Source organism: Paraburkholderia sp. J63 (assembly GCF_905220245.1).
Taxonomy (GTDB): Bacteria; Pseudomonadota; Gammaproteobacteria; order Burkholderiales; family Burkholderiaceae; genus Paraburkholderia.
The window spans coordinates 201817-218206 of the sequence record NZ_CAJMZF010000009.1 but is presented as its reverse complement, the minus strand read 5'-3'; the positions used below and the strand labels follow the sequence as shown (position 1 = coordinate 218206).

The window sequence follows — 16390 nt, the reverse complement described above, 5'->3', positions numbered from 1 at the left end:
GCTTTTCATTGCGCCTCACCTTATCGCAACATTTATTATAAAAACATATGTTGTGTAAATACAGCTTGTCGTCTACAGTGATCGCAGGCGGGAAGTCACGCTTTCGCCACCCAACGAACAAGGAGACTCGCAATGCCCATCCGTCAGTCCCAACGAGACGCGCTCTACCACGACGGCGCCGTGCTCATCGAAAAGTGCCTGAACGAAACGCAATTGAGCGAGTGCTACGACGCACTCAAGTGGGCCGTCGCCAACCCGAGCCCGTACGTGTTTCGCGGCCTCGACGGCACGGCTCTGCAAACCCACATCGACAACTGCAACCTGCTCGCCAAAGACAAGCTGGACGATCTGATGATGCGTCTGCCGTTCGGCAAGCTGTTCCAGGAGCTCTGGGGCTCGGAGCACGTCTGGTACTACGCGGAGGAGATCTTCATCAAGGAGGGAGGAAAGAGCGGCCGCGGTCCATGGCATCAGGACACGGCGAACCTGCCGTGGGCCGGCGAGCACTGGGGCAATGCGTGGATCACGTTCCAGTCCATCCCGAAGCAGAATTCGCTGGAGATCATTCGCGGTTCGCACCATGGCATCCAGTACGACGGCGCCAGTTTCACGAGTGCAGACGATCCGACCGATCCGCTCTACGGAGATGGCACGTATCCGCGTCTGCCGCACATCGATCGCGACCTCGCGGAAAATGCCGATTCGTGGGACGTCCTCTCCTGGCCCATCACGCCCGGCGACGTCGTGCTGCTTCACCCCCGCTCGCTTCACGGCGGGGCGCCGGTCGACGCCAACTGCCCGACCCGCCACACCCTGGTTGTGCGCTTCTTCGGCGACGACGCCCAGTTCCGCACGCTGCCAGAATCGCATCCCCGCTACGCGCGCAATGGCCCATTCTTCAAGGAGGAAATGGCGAGGCTCAATCCCGGCGACCCGTTCCGCGCCCCCGTGTTCCGCCAACTGGTCTAGGCGCGGCGCGTTATACCCGGCACGGGGACAGCGGTCCCCGGCTTTGCTTTCTGGAAGGACCAAGTTCGGACGTTTTCACGTTACGAATCGCCTTCATATCCGGCTGCATTACAATGCGGTTGAATAAGGTGCCGTACGGCATGCCTGGCAGCTCAAACCACTCGACTTCCTATCTATGGCGCGAACCTCCACTTCCCAACCTCGGCAAGACCGCAAGGCCGCCGCCGGCGAGGCCCCCGCTGCGGCACGCAGAGGCAGACCGGTCGGCGACCACAAGACCAAGCGCGACAACCTGCTCGCCGCCACAGCTGCTGTGATCGCGCGCGAAGGTTACGCGGGGACTTCGTTGCGCAAGATCGCAGTCGAGGCCGGTTGCACGACGGGTGCCTTGAGCTACTACTTCGAAGACAAGGACGAGATCGTGAAGGCGCTAGTCGAGAGCTCGTTCGACTTCTTCGACACGATCCTCGAGCCGTCCGAAACGCCGCTTGACGTGAGAACCACGCTCGAGCGCTGGATGAGCTGGCAAACCGCGAAGGACCTCGATCCCCGGATCGTGCAGTTTCAATTGTTGGGACAGGCGAAATACGAGCCCGTTGTCGCGGCCGTCATTCAGCGACGCTATACCCAGTATCGCCTCAAGCTGGCGGCGCTGGTCGCCAACGACCAGAAGCTCGGACTCATCCGGAGCGACATCCCCGCGGATCTGCTTGCCGACCAGGTGTGCGCGCTCGGAGACGGCTGGTCTGTCATGCTTCCGGTCGAGCCGGAGCGATTCAAGCCGCGCCGCCTCAAGGCGCTGTTGAATGCCTACTTCACGTTGCTGAGCCCGCCCGAGGCTGAAGCGCAATCTGAAACAAGCGAGCCGGCGCGCACGACACGTCGCGCGAAATAACCTGTTCCAGGCAAACCGTCGGCCGCGCCACGCGGCCGACGCGTCCGCCGCACTCGCGGCAACTTCCCGCCAAAACCTCGTGTCCGCATTCTAGCGGCACGCTATTCCTCGCGTCCCGATACTGCCCTGCATGCTCACTCTGCGCTCGCGCTAGCACGGCCACTGGTCGCGCGCGCCGAGCTTCTGATTTTAAATAACATGTGTTGCGCAAACTAGATTTCGTCACTATAGTGCCCTCATCCCCGCCGATAACGGCGCGCCTGAAAAGCCGAGCCGGCCCGAATATCCGTTTGTACAACACGTGTTGTACAAAAGCGCGAGGAGATCGCGTTGTCCTCGCTTCAACCCGAAACTCACGAGAAAAAATCCATGGCAGATCTGTACAAAGTTGCGGTGATTGGCGCCGGATTCGCGGGCGTCACTGCCGCCCGCGACATCAGCATGGCGGGCCACTCAGTGGTGCTGCTCGAAGCACGCGATCGTGTCGGCGGCCGGACTTACCTGAGCGAAGCGTTTGGACGGCCGCTGGAGATGGGCGGCACCTATACACACTGGAGCAAGCCACATGTATGGCGTGAGCTCAAGCGCTACGGCATCGGCCTCACCAACCCGCTGCCGATCGCCAGATCCTATTGGCTCGTCGACGGTGTGGTGCACTCGGGAACGCCGACGGAATTCGCCGAGTTGACCGCGCCGCTGCTCACGCGCTGCTTTGCCGACGCACGGACGCACTTTCCGCAAGTCGACAACATTGCGGCGGCCGACGTTACCAGCATCGAGAGGCAGAGTATCGGTGACCGGTTCGACTCGCTGAACCTCTCGAAGCAGGAGCGCGAGCTTTTGATCAACGTCATGGCCACGCTGGTCGGCTCGGAGGGCGAGCAGGGATTGGCTCAGTTGCTGCTCTGGTGCGCGACCTATTTCGGCAACTGGAATGCATTTAGCGAAAGTGGCGGCCGCTGGCCCATCGATGGTGGAACGAAGCGATTGCTCGACGCCATCGCCGCCGATTCCAAAGCTGAACTGCGCCTGTCCACGCCCGTCGCCGCAGTCGACGACAACGGCGAGGAAGTCATCGTGACGACCCGCGACGGGCAGCGCATCCGCGCGCGCCACGTCGTGATGGCGCTACCCTTGAACACCTTGAGCGACGTTGCCATCACGCCAGCCCTGGCCCAGCCTATCCAGACCATGCTCGAACAGAAGCATGCGATCAAGCCCAGCAAGATCTGGGCACGCGTCAAAGGCGAGATCGAGACTTTCCTCGCGCATGCCCCGGTCGGCAAGCATCCGATCAATACCGCGCGCACGGAGTACCGCCACGAAGGTGACACGCTGGTTGTCTCCTTCTGCTCCGATGCGTCCGCGCTCGATGGCGGTGACCGCGCCGCCGTGCAGCGCGCGTTGCGGACCTTCGTGCCCGATATCGAAGTCGTAGAAACGGCGTGGCACGACTGGGCCAGCGATCCGTTCGCACAAGGCGGCTGGGTGCATCACCGGCCAGGCAATCTCACTGAGGTCGTTCCGCAAATGAGAAGCCCCCATGGCCGCATCCACTTTGCGGGCGGGGACTTCGCTGCGATCGGAGTCGGTGGCATTGAAGGTGCGATCGAGACCGGCGCCAGGACCGCAGGCGACATCGTTCGCGCGTTGAACGGCGTCGATTGCTGAGTGCAGCTCTTGCCGATCAGGTGAAGCGCATCGGTGGCTGCGAGTACGCCTGGTAGCTCCTGGCAGCTGCAAATCAGGCCGATGGCCCCCCCCGGTGGGCAGTCTAATGATAGTGAGCACGCAAATGCAAGTTAGCGCGACTTCGCCGTCATGTAGCTCACCGCCGTCTTGATCTCGGCATCGGAACACGCCGAGCATCCCCCGCGCGGCGGCATGGCCTTGAACCCGAGCAGCGCGTGATGCAGCAAGGTGGCGTCGCCCTGCGCAATGCGTGGCAGCCACTCGCCCTTGTCCCCAACTTTCGGTGCGCCTGCCGCACCCGTGGCGTGACATGCGAAGCAGACCGAGCTATAGACAACCTCGCCGGAGCGCGCGGGGCTCGCCGCTGCGGGTGCTGCTGGAACAGCAGGTGCCGCAGTTACGGGTGCAGCGACCGTTTCGTGCTGTACACCTGGGGAGGCAGCGGGAATGAGAGCGAAGCCGCCCTCCCTGCCACCACCGCCTGTCGCGCCATGCAGCTGGCTGAAATAGGCCGCGATATTGAGGACATCACGGTCCGAAAGCGGCGCGGCCATCGCGTTCATCGTGGGGTTCTGCCGGGTCTTGCCGTCACGGTAGGCCAGCAGTGCGTTCGCCAGGTAGTCGCGCTGCTGGCCCGCCAGGTTCGGCACGCCCGGGATCTTCGCCACGCCGTCCACGTTATGGCAGGCGAAGCACACCGCCGCGCGCCGCTTGCCCGCGTCCGTATCGGGCGCCAGCCCCGAGGTCTGGGCATGCGCCATCGTGTAGAACAGCGCCAGCAGGACCAACCCGAAGCGGATGATGTTGTTCATTTCGATTCCTCCCCGTATCAGTTGAAGCTGTCGTGCATCGAGATCGCGATCCCGTACACGAAGAACACCGCAATCCAGACGCCGAGCACCGACACGGCGCCCGTGCCCAGCCGCGCCACCGTGCGGTCCGCGATGTACACGCCCTGCGTGCGTCCCGCGCGGTACAGCAGCATCAGATAGAAGCCGCCGACGAGACCGCCGATGCCGGCGAGCGTGGCGAAGAACAGCACCGTGGAAGGCCAGTCGGCGTGAACCGGGTAGGTCCTGATGGTGTAGCCCAGCGGCCGAAGGTAGTGGATGCGGATGATCTCGCGCCACGTGGCAAGGAGTCCGATCAATGCCAGGCCGAAGGTCGCGGGCAGATAGCCGTGCGCGTTGTCGTCGAGCTGGCGCATCCAGAGTGCCATCGTCGCGATCGCACCGACGATCAGCCAGCCCACCGGATGCAGCGCGAGGCCCGACCCCGCCGGAAAATCGCACTGCCAGGCAAGCAGCGGCAGCAGCGCGATCGCGTAACCCCACTGCGCAAGCTGCCTGCCGAGGTGGCTGACGAACGCCCGGTACGCCGGCTCGCGATCCGCGCGTACGGCGAAGTAATGCGCGTAGGCGAGCAGAAACACCCCCACGGCCGGCATGCACAGACTCATGAAGAACACATAACGCGGCCACTGGATCGCATGCAACGCGGCGCCGCGCGTATCCACCATGCCGCCCGGCGCGTACCAGTTCATCCACTGGTCCGGCAGCAGCGCCTGATACGAGAGCGCATGCATGATGAGGCCATCGAGGCAGAACAGGCCGAGGCCGGCCCACGCGTATACGCCGATGTGCTTCTTCGCGCCTTCGCGATTCGCGTGGTAGAACGCGAACCAGCAGCAGTAGGCCACGATCAGCGTGAAGATGAAGGCGATGGCCCAGCGCCCGGACAGCACGTTCGACGTGTACCACTGCGGGTCGTAAATCACCTGGGTAAAGAGCAGCGGCCCCACCCCCAGCACGATGAGCAGCGACACGGCGACCTTGGCCACCTTCGTCATGGCCATCGACAACCGCTCCCAATACTCACCAGCGGCGCGCCGATGGAACGCAAAAATCGCCAGCCCGGCGGAACCAAGCGCGAGGTGCACGAAGGCGATATGCCCCACCCACGTAGTCACCATCAGGATCTGAAACACCACGGGTTGCGCGGGAACCCCGGCGGGGTCGCGCATCGTGTTCATTACGGCACCAATGTCCATGGCTAGTTCCCCTGCGACGGCGCGTTCGCTGCCGCGTGTTGTTCGGCGATCAGACGATCCACGTTCTTGCCACTGTCGACCGCCGCGAGGTAGTGCGCGATGGCGCGGATCTCGTCGTCGGGCAGGTCGATGCGCGGCATATAGGGCTGCGCGCCATATTTGAGCGGGCCCCGCAGGAACGCGGCGATCATGTCCTCGTCGGTGGACCGGTGCAGCTTGTCGGGCAGATTGCGCAGCGGGCCGCCCGGTTCGAGCGAGTGGCAGTTCGCGCAGGCCACCTTGGTGAGCAGGCGCCCCACTTCGAGCTCGTTGGCGGGCGTAACGGTCCGCAGGTCGTCCGGCACGAACGGATGCAACTGCAGCAGGCCGTGGTCGGCAATGCGCTCGACTTCCGCATGAATGCCCTTGCCCGGCACGTCGCGCGCGATCACCTGGTTGCCGTAGATGTACTGCCCCGCCACGTACGGCTTGCGCATCGATTCGCGCATGCGTTCCTCGGGCCACACGCCCACCACGGCGATGAACAGGAACAGCGAGACCGCCAGCGACGTGTACACGCGCTGCGGAAAGGCCCAGGCAAACAGCAGCCAGAGCGTCGAGACGAGGAACACCGACACCATGCCCTTCGCATAGACGGGCAGCAGGTGCGTGTCGAGCATCACGAGCGCGTTGTTCGGCAGCGTGCGCACGTAGTAGAAGAACATCACCACGGCAATCGCACCGCCCAGGAGCCCGACGGGCGCAATAGAGCGCACGACGCTGCGGCGCAGCGCGGGATCCTTCACGCGGCTGGCCACCAGCAGGCCCACGAGCGCCGCCATCACGAGCATCGCCCCGGTGCGGGTGCCGAGCTGCGCGAAGAAGTTGACGTTATAGAACGCCTCGCTGGTCGAGCCCGTCTGATACCAGCTGTCGTGGCCCGGCCACATCATGAACGAGAGCACGCCCACGATCAGCAGCATGGTCGCCCACGAAGCGAGCGCGAACGACCACGTGAGCTTCAGGTGCGTGCGCGGATCGACCTTGCCGATCAGGTACACGAGCGCGTAGACGCCGATCACCTCGACCGTGAAGTACACCCACTCGCTGGCCCAGACCCAGACGAAGTTGTGGATCAGCCCGCTCACGCCGCGCGGACTCGCCACGGTAATGGCATACCAGATCCCTGGCCCGGTGATCGAGCCGATGATGTACGAGAACACCAGCAGGAACATGCCGTAGCGCTTGATGAAGTCCATCAGCTGCGGCTTGTTCTCGCGGTAGGCGCGCGTTTCGAGCAGTGCGAACAGAAACGACGCGCCCACCGATGTGTGGGACGCCACGACGTGAATCACGCCGATGATCCCCATCACCCAGGCCGTCCCGATGCCCGGGACGTAAAACGTCGGATACATGCCTAGCATGTCTAAGTGTTCTCCCCGTATCTTTTTGTGTTCCAGCGGACCAACGGTAACCGTCGCCGCTCAGTTCGTTGTCGCGTTTGCCGGCGAATGGACCTCAAAGACCGCAATCGCGTGCCGCTGGGCGGCGACCTGTTCCCCCAGCGAGAACGCAGCTTGCGCTGCCTGCTCGACGACGGCGGCATTGTTACGGATCACCTGATCCATGCGGTTCACCGCCTCGTTGACCTGCCCGATCCCGCTGCGCTGCGCTTGCGAAGCTTCGAAGATGCTGTCGTTGATTTCGACCACACGCTGGATCGCATGCCGCACGTCCCCCATGGCATGAGCCACCTGGTCCGCATGTGCGGCGCCACCCGAGATGGACTCCACCGAATTGCGCACCAGCACCTTGATTTCCTTCGCTGCGCTGGCCGCCCGCTGCGCGAGGCTGCGCACCTCGCCGGCGACGACGGCAAACCCGCGGCCGTGCTCGCCGGCACGCGCCGCCTCGACAGCGGCATTCAATGCGAGGATATTGGTCTGAAACGCGATCCCTTCGATCAACGCCGTGATTTCCACGATCTTCGCCGAACTGGCGGAAATCACGCCCATCGTGCCGCGCATCTGCTCGACGGCCGCCACGCTCGTATCGGCCGCGAGTGACGTCGCATTGGCAAACTCCGCGGCCTGGCTGACATGATCCGCATTGCGTTGAACAGACATGATGAGCTCGCTCAGGCTCGCCGCAGTTTCTTCGAGCGACTCGGCTTGTCGCCTTGCACCGGAGGACAAATCTGCGCTGCCTTCGGCTATCTGGATCGAAGCGCACTGGATCGCATCGCTCGATCCCTTGATCGTATGCACCGTCCCGGCGAGGTGCCGATCCATCGTTTGCAGCGCATCGAGCAACTGAGCGAACTCACCATGCAGGCTCATCCCCTCGGCATTGCCCAGCCGGCCTTCGGCGATTTCCCGGGCAACACCGAGTGCCGCCTTCAGCGGCGTCGAAATCGCCCAAAGCAACCAGGCGGAAGCAGCCGTGGCCACGAGGACGCCAAGGCCGATTGCCCCTAGCACGGTCCATCGCAACGCATCGAACGTCGCGTGGCCGCTCTCCGCCAGTTGCCGCGCCTGCATGGCACTCAGTGCGACGTCGCGGCCGATTGCGTCGGACAACGCATCGCCGGTTTCCGTCAGCTCGTCGATCGAGTAAGCCGCCATGTCCAGATTGCCGGAACGAAGCACCGCAGCGATATCGTCCGATTGCGTCCGGAAATTGGCCGATACCTTCGCTACCCGGTCGGCCAGTCGGCGCTCATCCGCCGTCTCGATCTTCGCGGGATAGTAGTCGCGCCAGGCCGCATCGAGCTTCTTTTGCTCCTTGCCGATATCGGCCACGAGTTCCTCGGCCTTGTCCTGTTCATGCAGCGCCTGGATGTAGCGCATCTGCAGACGGATCTTCAGCGCCGCCGCCTGCATTGCGGCGAGATCCTCGATCGGCACGGTACTCGCCGTGTACATGCTGCCCATGTCGGTGCTGAGCCTCGCCAGACCGCGCAGGCCCATCATGCCGATCGTCACCATCAGCGCCACGCAGACGCCAAGCGTAAGCATGACCTTGAACCGGATCGTCCCCGTAAAAGCACCTATGCGGCCAGTCTTTTTATTTTCCATTACGAAATATAATGTTTCTTCGCCGGCCGCTTGCTACCACCGGTCGCCAACTGATGCTTCAGAGATCGCCAACACGCGCCATTACGTCAGCCTTTCCTGCTATACGCGCTGCACCAGCCCTTACCTGCAACCTGCTTGCCCCCGAACATCGGGCACGGCGCGAACGCGTCGCCCGGCTTGCCCTGATAGAACGTGCAGTTGCTGCAAACCTGGCCAGCGGCATACTTCGCGTACTTCGCCTTGTCTACCCTGGTTGCGTCGGACTTGTAGCCGAGGGCCTGCGCCGTGGGCTCAGCGTCGGATACCTTGGGGGATTCGGCGAACGCAAGACGCGTAAGCGCCAGACTCGAAGCCACACCTGCGGTCGTGATCATAAAAGTGCGGCGGGACTTTCTCATAAAAGTACTCCTTATTGTGGGATGGGCGTGCCGGTAAGGCACAGTGATATCAAAAACGAATGGCCCTCGAATTCACCTTGGTTGTCGAGCGCGTCACCGTGTTCAGGCTTTCAGCGCCCCGAAAATCTCGCTCAACATCGCCTTCGCATCGCCGAACAACATGCGGTTGTTGTCCTTGTAGAAGAGCGGGTTGTCCACACCGGCATAGCCCGAGGCCATGCTGCGCTTCATCACGATCGAGGTCTTCGCCTTCCAGACCTCCAGCACCGGCATCCCCGCGATCGGGCTGGCCGGATCCTCCTGCGCTGCCGGGTTCACGATGTCGTTCGCGCCGATGACCATCGAAACGTCCGCCTCGGGGAAATCGGCGTTGATCTCGTCCATCTCCAGCACGATGTTGTAGGGCACCTTGGCCTCGGCCAGCAGCACGTTCATGTGCCCCGGCATGCGGCCGGCCACCGGGTGGATCGCGAAGCGCACGTCGACACCCTTTTCGCGGAGCACCTTGGTGAGTTCATATACCGTGTGCTGGGCCTGCGCCACGGCCATACCATAGCCGGGTACGATGATGACGCTCTTGGCGTCGCGCAACAGCTCGGCGGTTTCGGTGGCGCTCACCGCGACCACCTCGCCCACCGGCTGCGCGCCGCCGCCCGCTGACGCAGGAGCACCGCTTGCGGTGCCGAAGCCGCCGGCGATCACGCTAATGAAGTTGCGGTTCATCGCGCGGCACATGATGTACGAGAGAATCGCGCCCGACGAGCCCACCAGCGCGCCCACCACGATCAGCAAGTCGTTGCCGAGCATGAAGCCGGTGGCCGCCGCCGCCCAGCCCGAGTAGCTGTTAAGCATCGACACCACCACGGGCATATCGGCGCCGCCGATGGCCATCACCATATGCACACCGAACAGCAGCGCGATCGCCGTCATCACGACGAGCGGCGTCATGCCATCCGGGATGCTGCCAGCGTGAAGGAACGCGCGGCCGGACACGATCACGACCAGCAGCGCGGCGAGGTTGAGCCAGTGCCGCGCGGGCAGCAGCAGCGGCTTGCCGCCGATCTTGCCCGAGAGCTTGCCGAACGCGATGATCGAGCCAGCGAACGTCACCGCGCCGATCAGGATGCCTACGTAAATCTCGACTTCGTGGATGGACTTCTCGGCGCCGGTGAAATGCACCGACGTGTCGACGTAGCTGGCGAAGCCCACGAGGCACGCCGCCAGGCCGACCAGGCTGTGCATCAGCGCCACCAGTTCGGGCATCTGCGTCATCTGCACCTTTCGGGCCGCGATGATGCCAACGGCACCGCCAACGACCAGCGCGCCGACGACGTACGGAATGCCCGCAGCCGAAACACGCGGCCCGAGTACGGTGGCCAGCACGGCAACGGTCATGCCGATGATACCGAGCAGGTTGCCGCGACGCGCGGTTTCAGGATTGGCGAGCCCGCCAAGGCTGAGGATGAAGAGAATCGCCGCGCCAATATAGGAGACGGTAGTCAGGTTTGCAGTCATGCTCGCCCCCTCATTTACGGAACATCGCCAGCATGCGCCGCGTGACCGCGAAGCCGCCGAACATGTTGACGGCCGTGAGCGCCAGCGCGAGCACGGCGAGACCCAGGATCAGGCTCGACGGCCGGTCTGCGGCACCCGCCAGTTCGCCCAGCGGCGGCGCGACCTGCACCAGCGCGCCGATGGCGATGATCGACGAGATCGCGTTGGTCACGCTCATGAGCGGCGTATGCAGCGACGGCGTGACGTTCCAGATCACCATGTAGCCGACGAAGCAGGCCAGCGCGAACACCGTGAAGTGCGAGAGGAACGTGGCGGGCGCGTACAACCCAACCAGCAGAAACGCCAGTGCGCCGAGACCGAACACGATGGCCAGCGACTTCGCCGACATCGGCTCGCTCTTGCCGTGAGCGCTCTTTTTGGGCGCGGGCGCCGCCGCTGCGACGGGCTGGGGCTTAGGTGCAACGGCTGGCTGCTGGATCGGCGGCGGCGGCCAGGTGATGCTGCCTTCCTTGATGACCGTCAGGCCGCGGATGGCGTCGTCGTCGAAGTCGACGTTGATCGTGCCGTCCCTGGTTTTGCACAGTTCCTCGATCACGCGCAGCAGATTGTTCGCATAGAGCGATGACGACTGCCGCGCGAGACGCGACGCGAGGTCCGTATAACCAACGATGGTCACGCCGTGGCGCACCACGGCCTCACCGGGCACGGTGAGCTCGCAGTTGCCGCCCTGTTCGGCCGCCATGTCCACGATCACGCTGCCCGGCTTCATCGACTGCACCATCTCCGCCGTGATGAGCTTCGGGGCCGGCTTGCCGGGAATCAACGCGGTGGTGATGATGATGTCCGCGTCCTTTGCCTGCTGCGCGTACATCGCGCGCTGGGCCTGCTGGAAGCCCTCGCTCATGACCTTCGCGTAGCCGCCGCCACCCGAGCCTTCCTCGTCGTAGTCGACCTTGACGAACTCGCCGCCGAGCGACTTGACCTGGTCGGCCACTTCGGCGCGTGTGTCGTTGGCACGCACGATCGCTCCGAGGCTGGCCGCGGTGCCGATTGCGGCCAGCCCCGCCACGCCCGCCCCGGCGATGAACACCTTCGCGGGCGGCACCTTGCCGGCGGCGGTGACCTGCCCGTTCAGGAAGCGGCCGAATGCATGCGCGGCCTCGATCACGGCGCGATAGCCGCTGATGCCGGCCATCGAGGTGAGCGCGTCCATCTTTTGCGCGCGCGAGAGCGTGCGCGGCAGCGAGTCGATGGCGAGCACCGTGGCGTGTTTCGCGGCCAGTTGCTGCATCAGTTCGGGGTTCTGGGCGGGCCAGACGAAGCCGATCAGCATAGCGCCCTCGCGCATCAACGCCACCTCTTCTCTGCACGGAGCGCGCACCTTGAAGACGATGTCGCTGCAGGCCCAGAGTTCGGCTGCCGAGGCCACGACTTCAGCGCCTGCTGCGCGATACGCATCGTCGTCGAAGTTCGCGGCGGCGCCCGCGCCGCTTTGCACGGCGACCGAGAACCCCAGCGTTATCAGTTTCTCGACGACTTCGGGCACGGTCGCTACGCGCCGCTCTCCGGTCGCCGCTTCCAGAGGAATGCCAATCAGTAATGTCATAGGGAAAATGGATTGTTCACATTGGTATCGGTCGTTGCAGCGATTGCAGGCCCGGCGGCACCGGCGCAGTCAGACCAGCCGTGCAATCGGTCAGTCGTTCGCGCAGAAAATCGTCGGTGTGATATTTGTGAAGTTTTTCACGTCGCCGAGCACCTCAGCGGTTTTGGCAGAGGAAAAGGCCATATTGATCCCGACCTGATCGCTGAAACGCAGTATCGCGACGCATACGAAAGGTTGCGGATCAGGTGACGGAAACAGGACCTCCGCCGATTGCAGACCAAACTCGCTCCACGCCGAGCGGACAAGGGGAGCATGGGTCGAAAGATAATACTCTTGGTCAAACGTCGCGCCTTCTGCGCTCGGGTAGCTCACGATCAGGGTAGTCATATTCAGTTCCGTGTTGAGATGCAGTTGAGAGTTGCGTTAGGCGGATGCGCCAGCGCCTTGCATTCGGGCCGGCATAGCTCGCGCGCGGCGCAGCATCTGCCAGCCGAACAACAGCATCCATAGCGGCAGAATCAGCACGACGACCATCTCGCTCGCATTCGAAAGCGCGTCGAGATCCGGGAAAAAGCCGAACAGGAAGAAGAGCCCGAAAGCCCAGCCGACGATCTTGAGCAGAATTGATCCCCTCCAGCCATCCTTTTTTAACACGTTGGCGGCAATCGGCGTCCAGAACAGCACGAGGGGCCCCTCGATCCACCAGAGGCCGTTTTGCGTCGCATTGGCTATCGCCGTCCATACCGCCGCCGCGGCGTTTCTCGTGGCATCGTCGCCACCAGCGTATAGATGCGCTAGCGGGTGAAGGATCGCAAACTGCATGACAGCGCCGGTCACGCCCACCACGACGTACAACACGACGGCCATCGCCACCATGTTGCCGAGCGCGCCCAGTTCTTCACGAAATACGTGCACAAAGTACCCGCCAATGACGAGGAACGGCAGATAGAATCCGAGCGTATCGGCAACCATGCACCAGCGAAACAGGTCCCGGGTATCCGGTGGCAAGGCCAGCATCGATGCGCCGTGCAGCACCATATCGGCATCCGGTCCCGTGACCGCCATCGACAAGCCAACATTTGCGTATGCCAGAATGCCGCCGATAATGGCACTCCAGGCCGTGAAGCGCATGATCTTATGCGAGGTTTCGTTCATCATGTTTCCCCAAGCGAAGTCAGTTGCTGACCGGAACGTGTCTGGACACAACGATGCCCCTATTCTGCGCACGCTCCAGAGCACAATAGGCATAGTAGATTGCGGCCATAAGATAAGCCCACGAGCACAGCGCCAGTGTGTAGAAGTTGAACACGACGTTGGTTTCGTCTCCCGGGATCTTGTAGAAATCGTAGATACATGCAATGGCCTGCGAAGTCACCAGCCCCACTAACAAAGCCGTTGCCTGAAAACCCGCCCCGATGCCCAGCAGTCGCTTGATGAAGTAAGCCAGATAAAGCGAGAACAACGTCCACATCACCACGTTGTAATACGCCAGGACCCCGTCAAAGAAATGGGTTGTGACAAAAACGAGTGTTATTGCGGTTGCGGCTACAAACAGCAGCACGTCCACGCGACCTGATGGCTTGTAGTTGTGGGTAATGGCCATCAGCCCCGCGACAGCGATGATCGGCATACCGAATCCGCGAGAAAACGCATCGAAGAAGTGCGCGACCTCATAGGAAACTGCATTGCCAGTGGCAAAAAATCCAATCGCGTTCGTTGCAGAAACTCCAACAACCCACATCTCGATCCCGAGCAGATAGTTACGCTTCTTCACGACTTTCCAGCCGTAGAAAAACGAGCTCAGTGCCAGCAAGGCACTGGAAAGCATAAGAACGATAGATCTGAGGTCCATGACTAAACTCCCAACTCCGGTTGCATTTGATGGGTCAATTTTTCTTCGGGTCAAGGCTTGCCAGATAGGTGGCAATAGCCTCGCGGTCTTCCGGCGAGAAACCGGTTGCAAGATTTTTCATGACGCCTGTGGGTTCGCTGCGGGTGCCGGAAGCAAACTCGTCGAATTGCGCGAGCAGATAGTCGTATCCCTGCCCCGCCAGGCGCGGAAACTGGTCGTGGCCCATTAATCGCGCACCGTGACAGGCGGCACAGTTGCCCGCAGCCACCAGGCGCTGTCCCGTCTCGCGCAGTTGCGCATCCGGCTTGAAGTAGTGATTCGGGACCGGCGTCACACTGGAGAAATATTCAGCCAGCGATTTGATCTGCGGATCGCTCATCGTCATCGCGAGAGGCCCCATGTTCGGATTGCGCCGCGCCTCACTTGCGAAATTGTGAAGCTGCGTTTCCAGGTAGGGCGCCGGCTGCCCGGCGAGACCCGGATACCCCTGATTGAGCGAATTGCCTTTGACTCCGTGGCAGACCGCACACGTATCGACCACATGTGGCCATGGGCCGCCATCAGCAACATAGGCGGCCGCCGACGTCGTGATATAGCTTTGAAGCCGATAAAGGCCCAGTAGATCGGAACCAAAAATAGCCAGCAAAAAAACAATAACAAGAGGAATGCCAATCAATAGTGTTTTTTTCATCTCGCTATCCTCCTATACCCGGCGCAGCGCATTGAGCGCCTGAAGCGTGCCCTGATGGCCGGAGCGCACGGCGCCATCCATGTAGCCTGCCCAAATATTGGCCGTCTCCGTCCCCGACCAGATCAGCTTGCCGCACGAGGGGCGCAGCGCCTCGCCGTGAACGCTCCAGAAACCCGGTGGAATGGCGGAAACGCAGGTCAAAGTCCAGCGATCGACGCGGGCCCAGTCCTGATCGTGGTAAGCGATGGGAGACAGCGCTGCGTCGCCCAATGCCTGCGCATAGAGCTCCTTGTGCATGGCTATTGCCGCGTCCCGCTCGGACGGGACCATCGCATTGTTGATGAACGCGTTGATGACCCCGATCTCCCCGGCAGGCGGGGAATTGTCGTAAGCCCACATGATTGGGCCATTGGCCTGAAAGATGCTGCCGTTCATGCCCTTGTCGCGCCAGAACGGGCGACGATACACCATGGCCGTCTTCCGCGCCGGGGAATGCGCGGGCCACGCGCGCTGCAGGGCCGCGCGCTTTTCGGGCAAGGGCGGGTCGAACTGCACCTGATGACACAAAGCCGGATGGATGGCCATGATGACAGTCCGCGCCCGCACTTCTCCGTGTTCGGTATGCAGGGTGACGACATCGCTGTCCCATCCGGAAATCTGGCTAACCGGAGAAGACAGGCGGACCTTATCGCCCAGTTGCTGGGCCATCTTGATGCTGAGGATTTGCGAGCCGCCGATGAAGCGGGTTTCCTGTGCGCTGTGCTTGATGCTGTCGAGCTGCGAGTAGTCGCAATCCGCGGAATTAATCATCGAAAGGAAGTGCAGCAATCCCATCTTTGCTGGCGCTGCGCCGCCCGAAAGGCTGATGCTGTCATTCCACGCCACCTGGTCTTCAGGCTTGATGTCCTGCTTTTTCAGCCAGTCGCCAACCGAAAGCTTGTCCAGTTCGCCGGCCTTCGGGGACGTCCACGGTGCGCCACAAGGCACGTCGCGTGAGAGCCTGCTGAGCTTGGCCGCGATCGCGTCGTCGGTGCCGAAAGTGCCCTTCAGATCGACTGCCACGCGGCCGTCACCGCCCAACATGACCGTACTCCCGTCGTAGTAGGTCGGAAATGTGCCGACACCCAGTTCGCGGGCGAGATCCGCGATGGCGGTCTGGCCGGGCCCGATCCATTGCCCGCCGACTTCCGAAACGTACCCGCCAGGGATGTTGTAGTTGAACGTTCGCCCCCCCACGCGATCCCGGGCTTCAAGCACCAGAAAGGACTCGCAGCCCGCGTGACGCAGGTCGCGCGCTGCGGTCAGTCCGGCCAGCCCCGCTCCGATGATGGCGACGTCGAGAATGCCGTCCGCGCCTGGCGCGGCTTTGGTGACTGCGGCATACGCCTGTTGGGTGCTCATGGCGAGCGTACCCACGGCAGCAGCCGAGGCACCGGCATATTTGAGCCATTGCCTGCGCTGCAGGTTTGCAGCGCCGTCTGAGGAAGATTTTTTTGCCATAGTGCCTCTGTCTGCGTAATGAAGGCTCCCGATCTGAGCGGATCACCAGAACCGCCCCGCTCAGGCGCCCGGCTCCAAATCCGTCGATACACCGTGCCATGCAACTTCTTCGAATGCCTCACCGAATGATTCGTGCGCCTCGGCCGGGACCACGAGATTGGCTGCT

15 protein-coding genes are annotated in these 16390 nt (G+C 62.6%); 3 read left to right on the top strand and 12 right to left on the bottom strand.

Going from position 1 to position 16390, the window contains the following annotated elements; translation table 11 throughout:
- The first annotated feature begins 138 nt into the window (after nt 1–138).
- From U5775_RS12980 to U5775_RS12970, 3 genes are all read left to right on the top strand, one after another.
- Nucleotides 139–969: a phytanoyl-CoA dioxygenase family protein gene (locus U5775_RS12980; protein ID WP_322058550.1), complete on the top strand. Its 831-nt coding sequence runs from the start codon at nt 139–141 to the stop codon at nt 967–969.
- A gap of 175 nt (nt 970–1144) precedes the next feature.
- Nucleotides 1145–1864 carry a TetR/AcrR family transcriptional regulator gene (locus U5775_RS12975; protein ID WP_322058533.1) on the top strand — a complete coding sequence of 240 codons (720 nt, stop codon included), beginning with the start codon at nt 1145–1147 and terminating at the stop codon, nt 1862–1864.
- Between the two features lie 369 nt (nt 1865–2233).
- Nucleotides 2234–3535 carry an NAD(P)/FAD-dependent oxidoreductase gene (locus U5775_RS12970; protein WP_322058532.1) on the top strand — a complete coding sequence of 434 codons (1302 nt, stop codon included), beginning with the start codon at nt 2234–2236 and terminating at the stop codon, nt 3533–3535.
- Between the two features lie 131 nt (nt 3536–3666).
- On the opposite strand, the gene U5775_RS12965 is transcribed toward U5775_RS12970, so the two are convergent.
- The 12 genes from U5775_RS12965 to U5775_RS12910 form a co-directional block, all read right to left on the bottom strand.
- A complete protein-coding gene (locus U5775_RS12965; protein WP_322058531.1) occupies nt 3667–4368 on the bottom strand; it encodes a c-type cytochrome in 702 nt (233 codons plus the stop codon).
- Nucleotides 4369–4385: 17 nt separating this feature from the next.
- Entirely contained in the window at nt 4386–5606 is a 1221-nt protein-coding gene (locus U5775_RS12960) for a hypothetical protein (protein ID WP_322058530.1), read from the bottom strand.
- A 2-nt stretch (nt 5607–5608) separates the two neighbouring features.
- A complete protein-coding gene (locus U5775_RS12955; RefSeq protein WP_322058529.1) occupies nt 5609–7009 on the bottom strand; it encodes a cytochrome ubiquinol oxidase subunit I in 1401 nt (466 codons plus the stop codon).
- 60 nt (nt 7010–7069) lie between these two features.
- Nucleotides 7070–8662: a methyl-accepting chemotaxis protein gene (locus tag U5775_RS12950; protein WP_322058528.1), complete on the bottom strand. Its 1593-nt coding sequence runs from the start codon at nt 8660–8662 to the stop codon at nt 7070–7072.
- An 86-nt stretch (nt 8663–8748) separates the two neighbouring features.
- Nucleotides 8749–9060 carry a high-potential iron-sulfur protein gene (locus tag U5775_RS12945; RefSeq protein ID WP_321845066.1) on the bottom strand — a complete coding sequence of 104 codons (312 nt, stop codon included), beginning with the start codon at nt 9058–9060 and terminating at the stop codon, nt 8749–8751.
- A 102-nt stretch (nt 9061–9162) separates the two neighbouring features.
- Nucleotides 9163–10575, bottom strand: coding sequence for a Re/Si-specific NAD(P)(+) transhydrogenase subunit beta (pntB, locus tag U5775_RS12940; RefSeq protein ID WP_322058527.1), 1413 nt, complete (start codon nt 10573–10575; stop codon nt 9163–9165).
- Nucleotides 10576–10585: 10 nt separating this feature from the next.
- Nucleotides 10586–12181 carry a Re/Si-specific NAD(P)(+) transhydrogenase subunit alpha gene (locus U5775_RS12935; protein ID WP_322058526.1) on the bottom strand — a complete coding sequence of 532 codons (1596 nt, stop codon included), beginning with the start codon at nt 12179–12181 and terminating at the stop codon, nt 10586–10588.
- Nucleotides 12182–12271: 90 nt separating this feature from the next.
- Entirely contained in the window at nt 12272–12568 is a 297-nt protein-coding gene (locus U5775_RS12930) for an EthD family reductase (RefSeq protein WP_322058525.1), read from the bottom strand.
- Between the two features lie 36 nt (nt 12569–12604).
- Nucleotides 12605–13339 (bottom strand): hypothetical protein, encoded by a 735-nt coding sequence (locus tag U5775_RS12925; RefSeq protein WP_322058524.1) that lies wholly within the window; start codon nt 13337–13339, stop codon nt 12605–12607.
- 16 nt (nt 13340–13355) lie between these two features.
- The gene (locus U5775_RS12920) at nt 13356–14033 is read right to left on the bottom strand and encodes a hypothetical protein (protein ID WP_322058523.1); all 678 of its coding nucleotides are present in this window, start codon (nt 14031–14033) and stop codon (nt 13356–13358) included.
- Between the two features lie 34 nt (nt 14034–14067).
- Nucleotides 14068–14724, bottom strand: a complete 657-nt coding sequence (locus U5775_RS12915) for a c-type cytochrome (RefSeq protein ID WP_322058522.1) — start codon at nt 14722–14724, stop codon at nt 14068–14070.
- A gap of 12 nt (nt 14725–14736) precedes the next feature.
- The gene (locus U5775_RS12910) at nt 14737–16224 is read right to left on the bottom strand and encodes a flavin monoamine oxidase family protein (RefSeq protein ID WP_322058521.1); all 1488 of its coding nucleotides are present in this window, start codon (nt 16222–16224) and stop codon (nt 14737–14739) included.
- Nucleotides 16225–16390 lie beyond the last annotated feature (166 nt).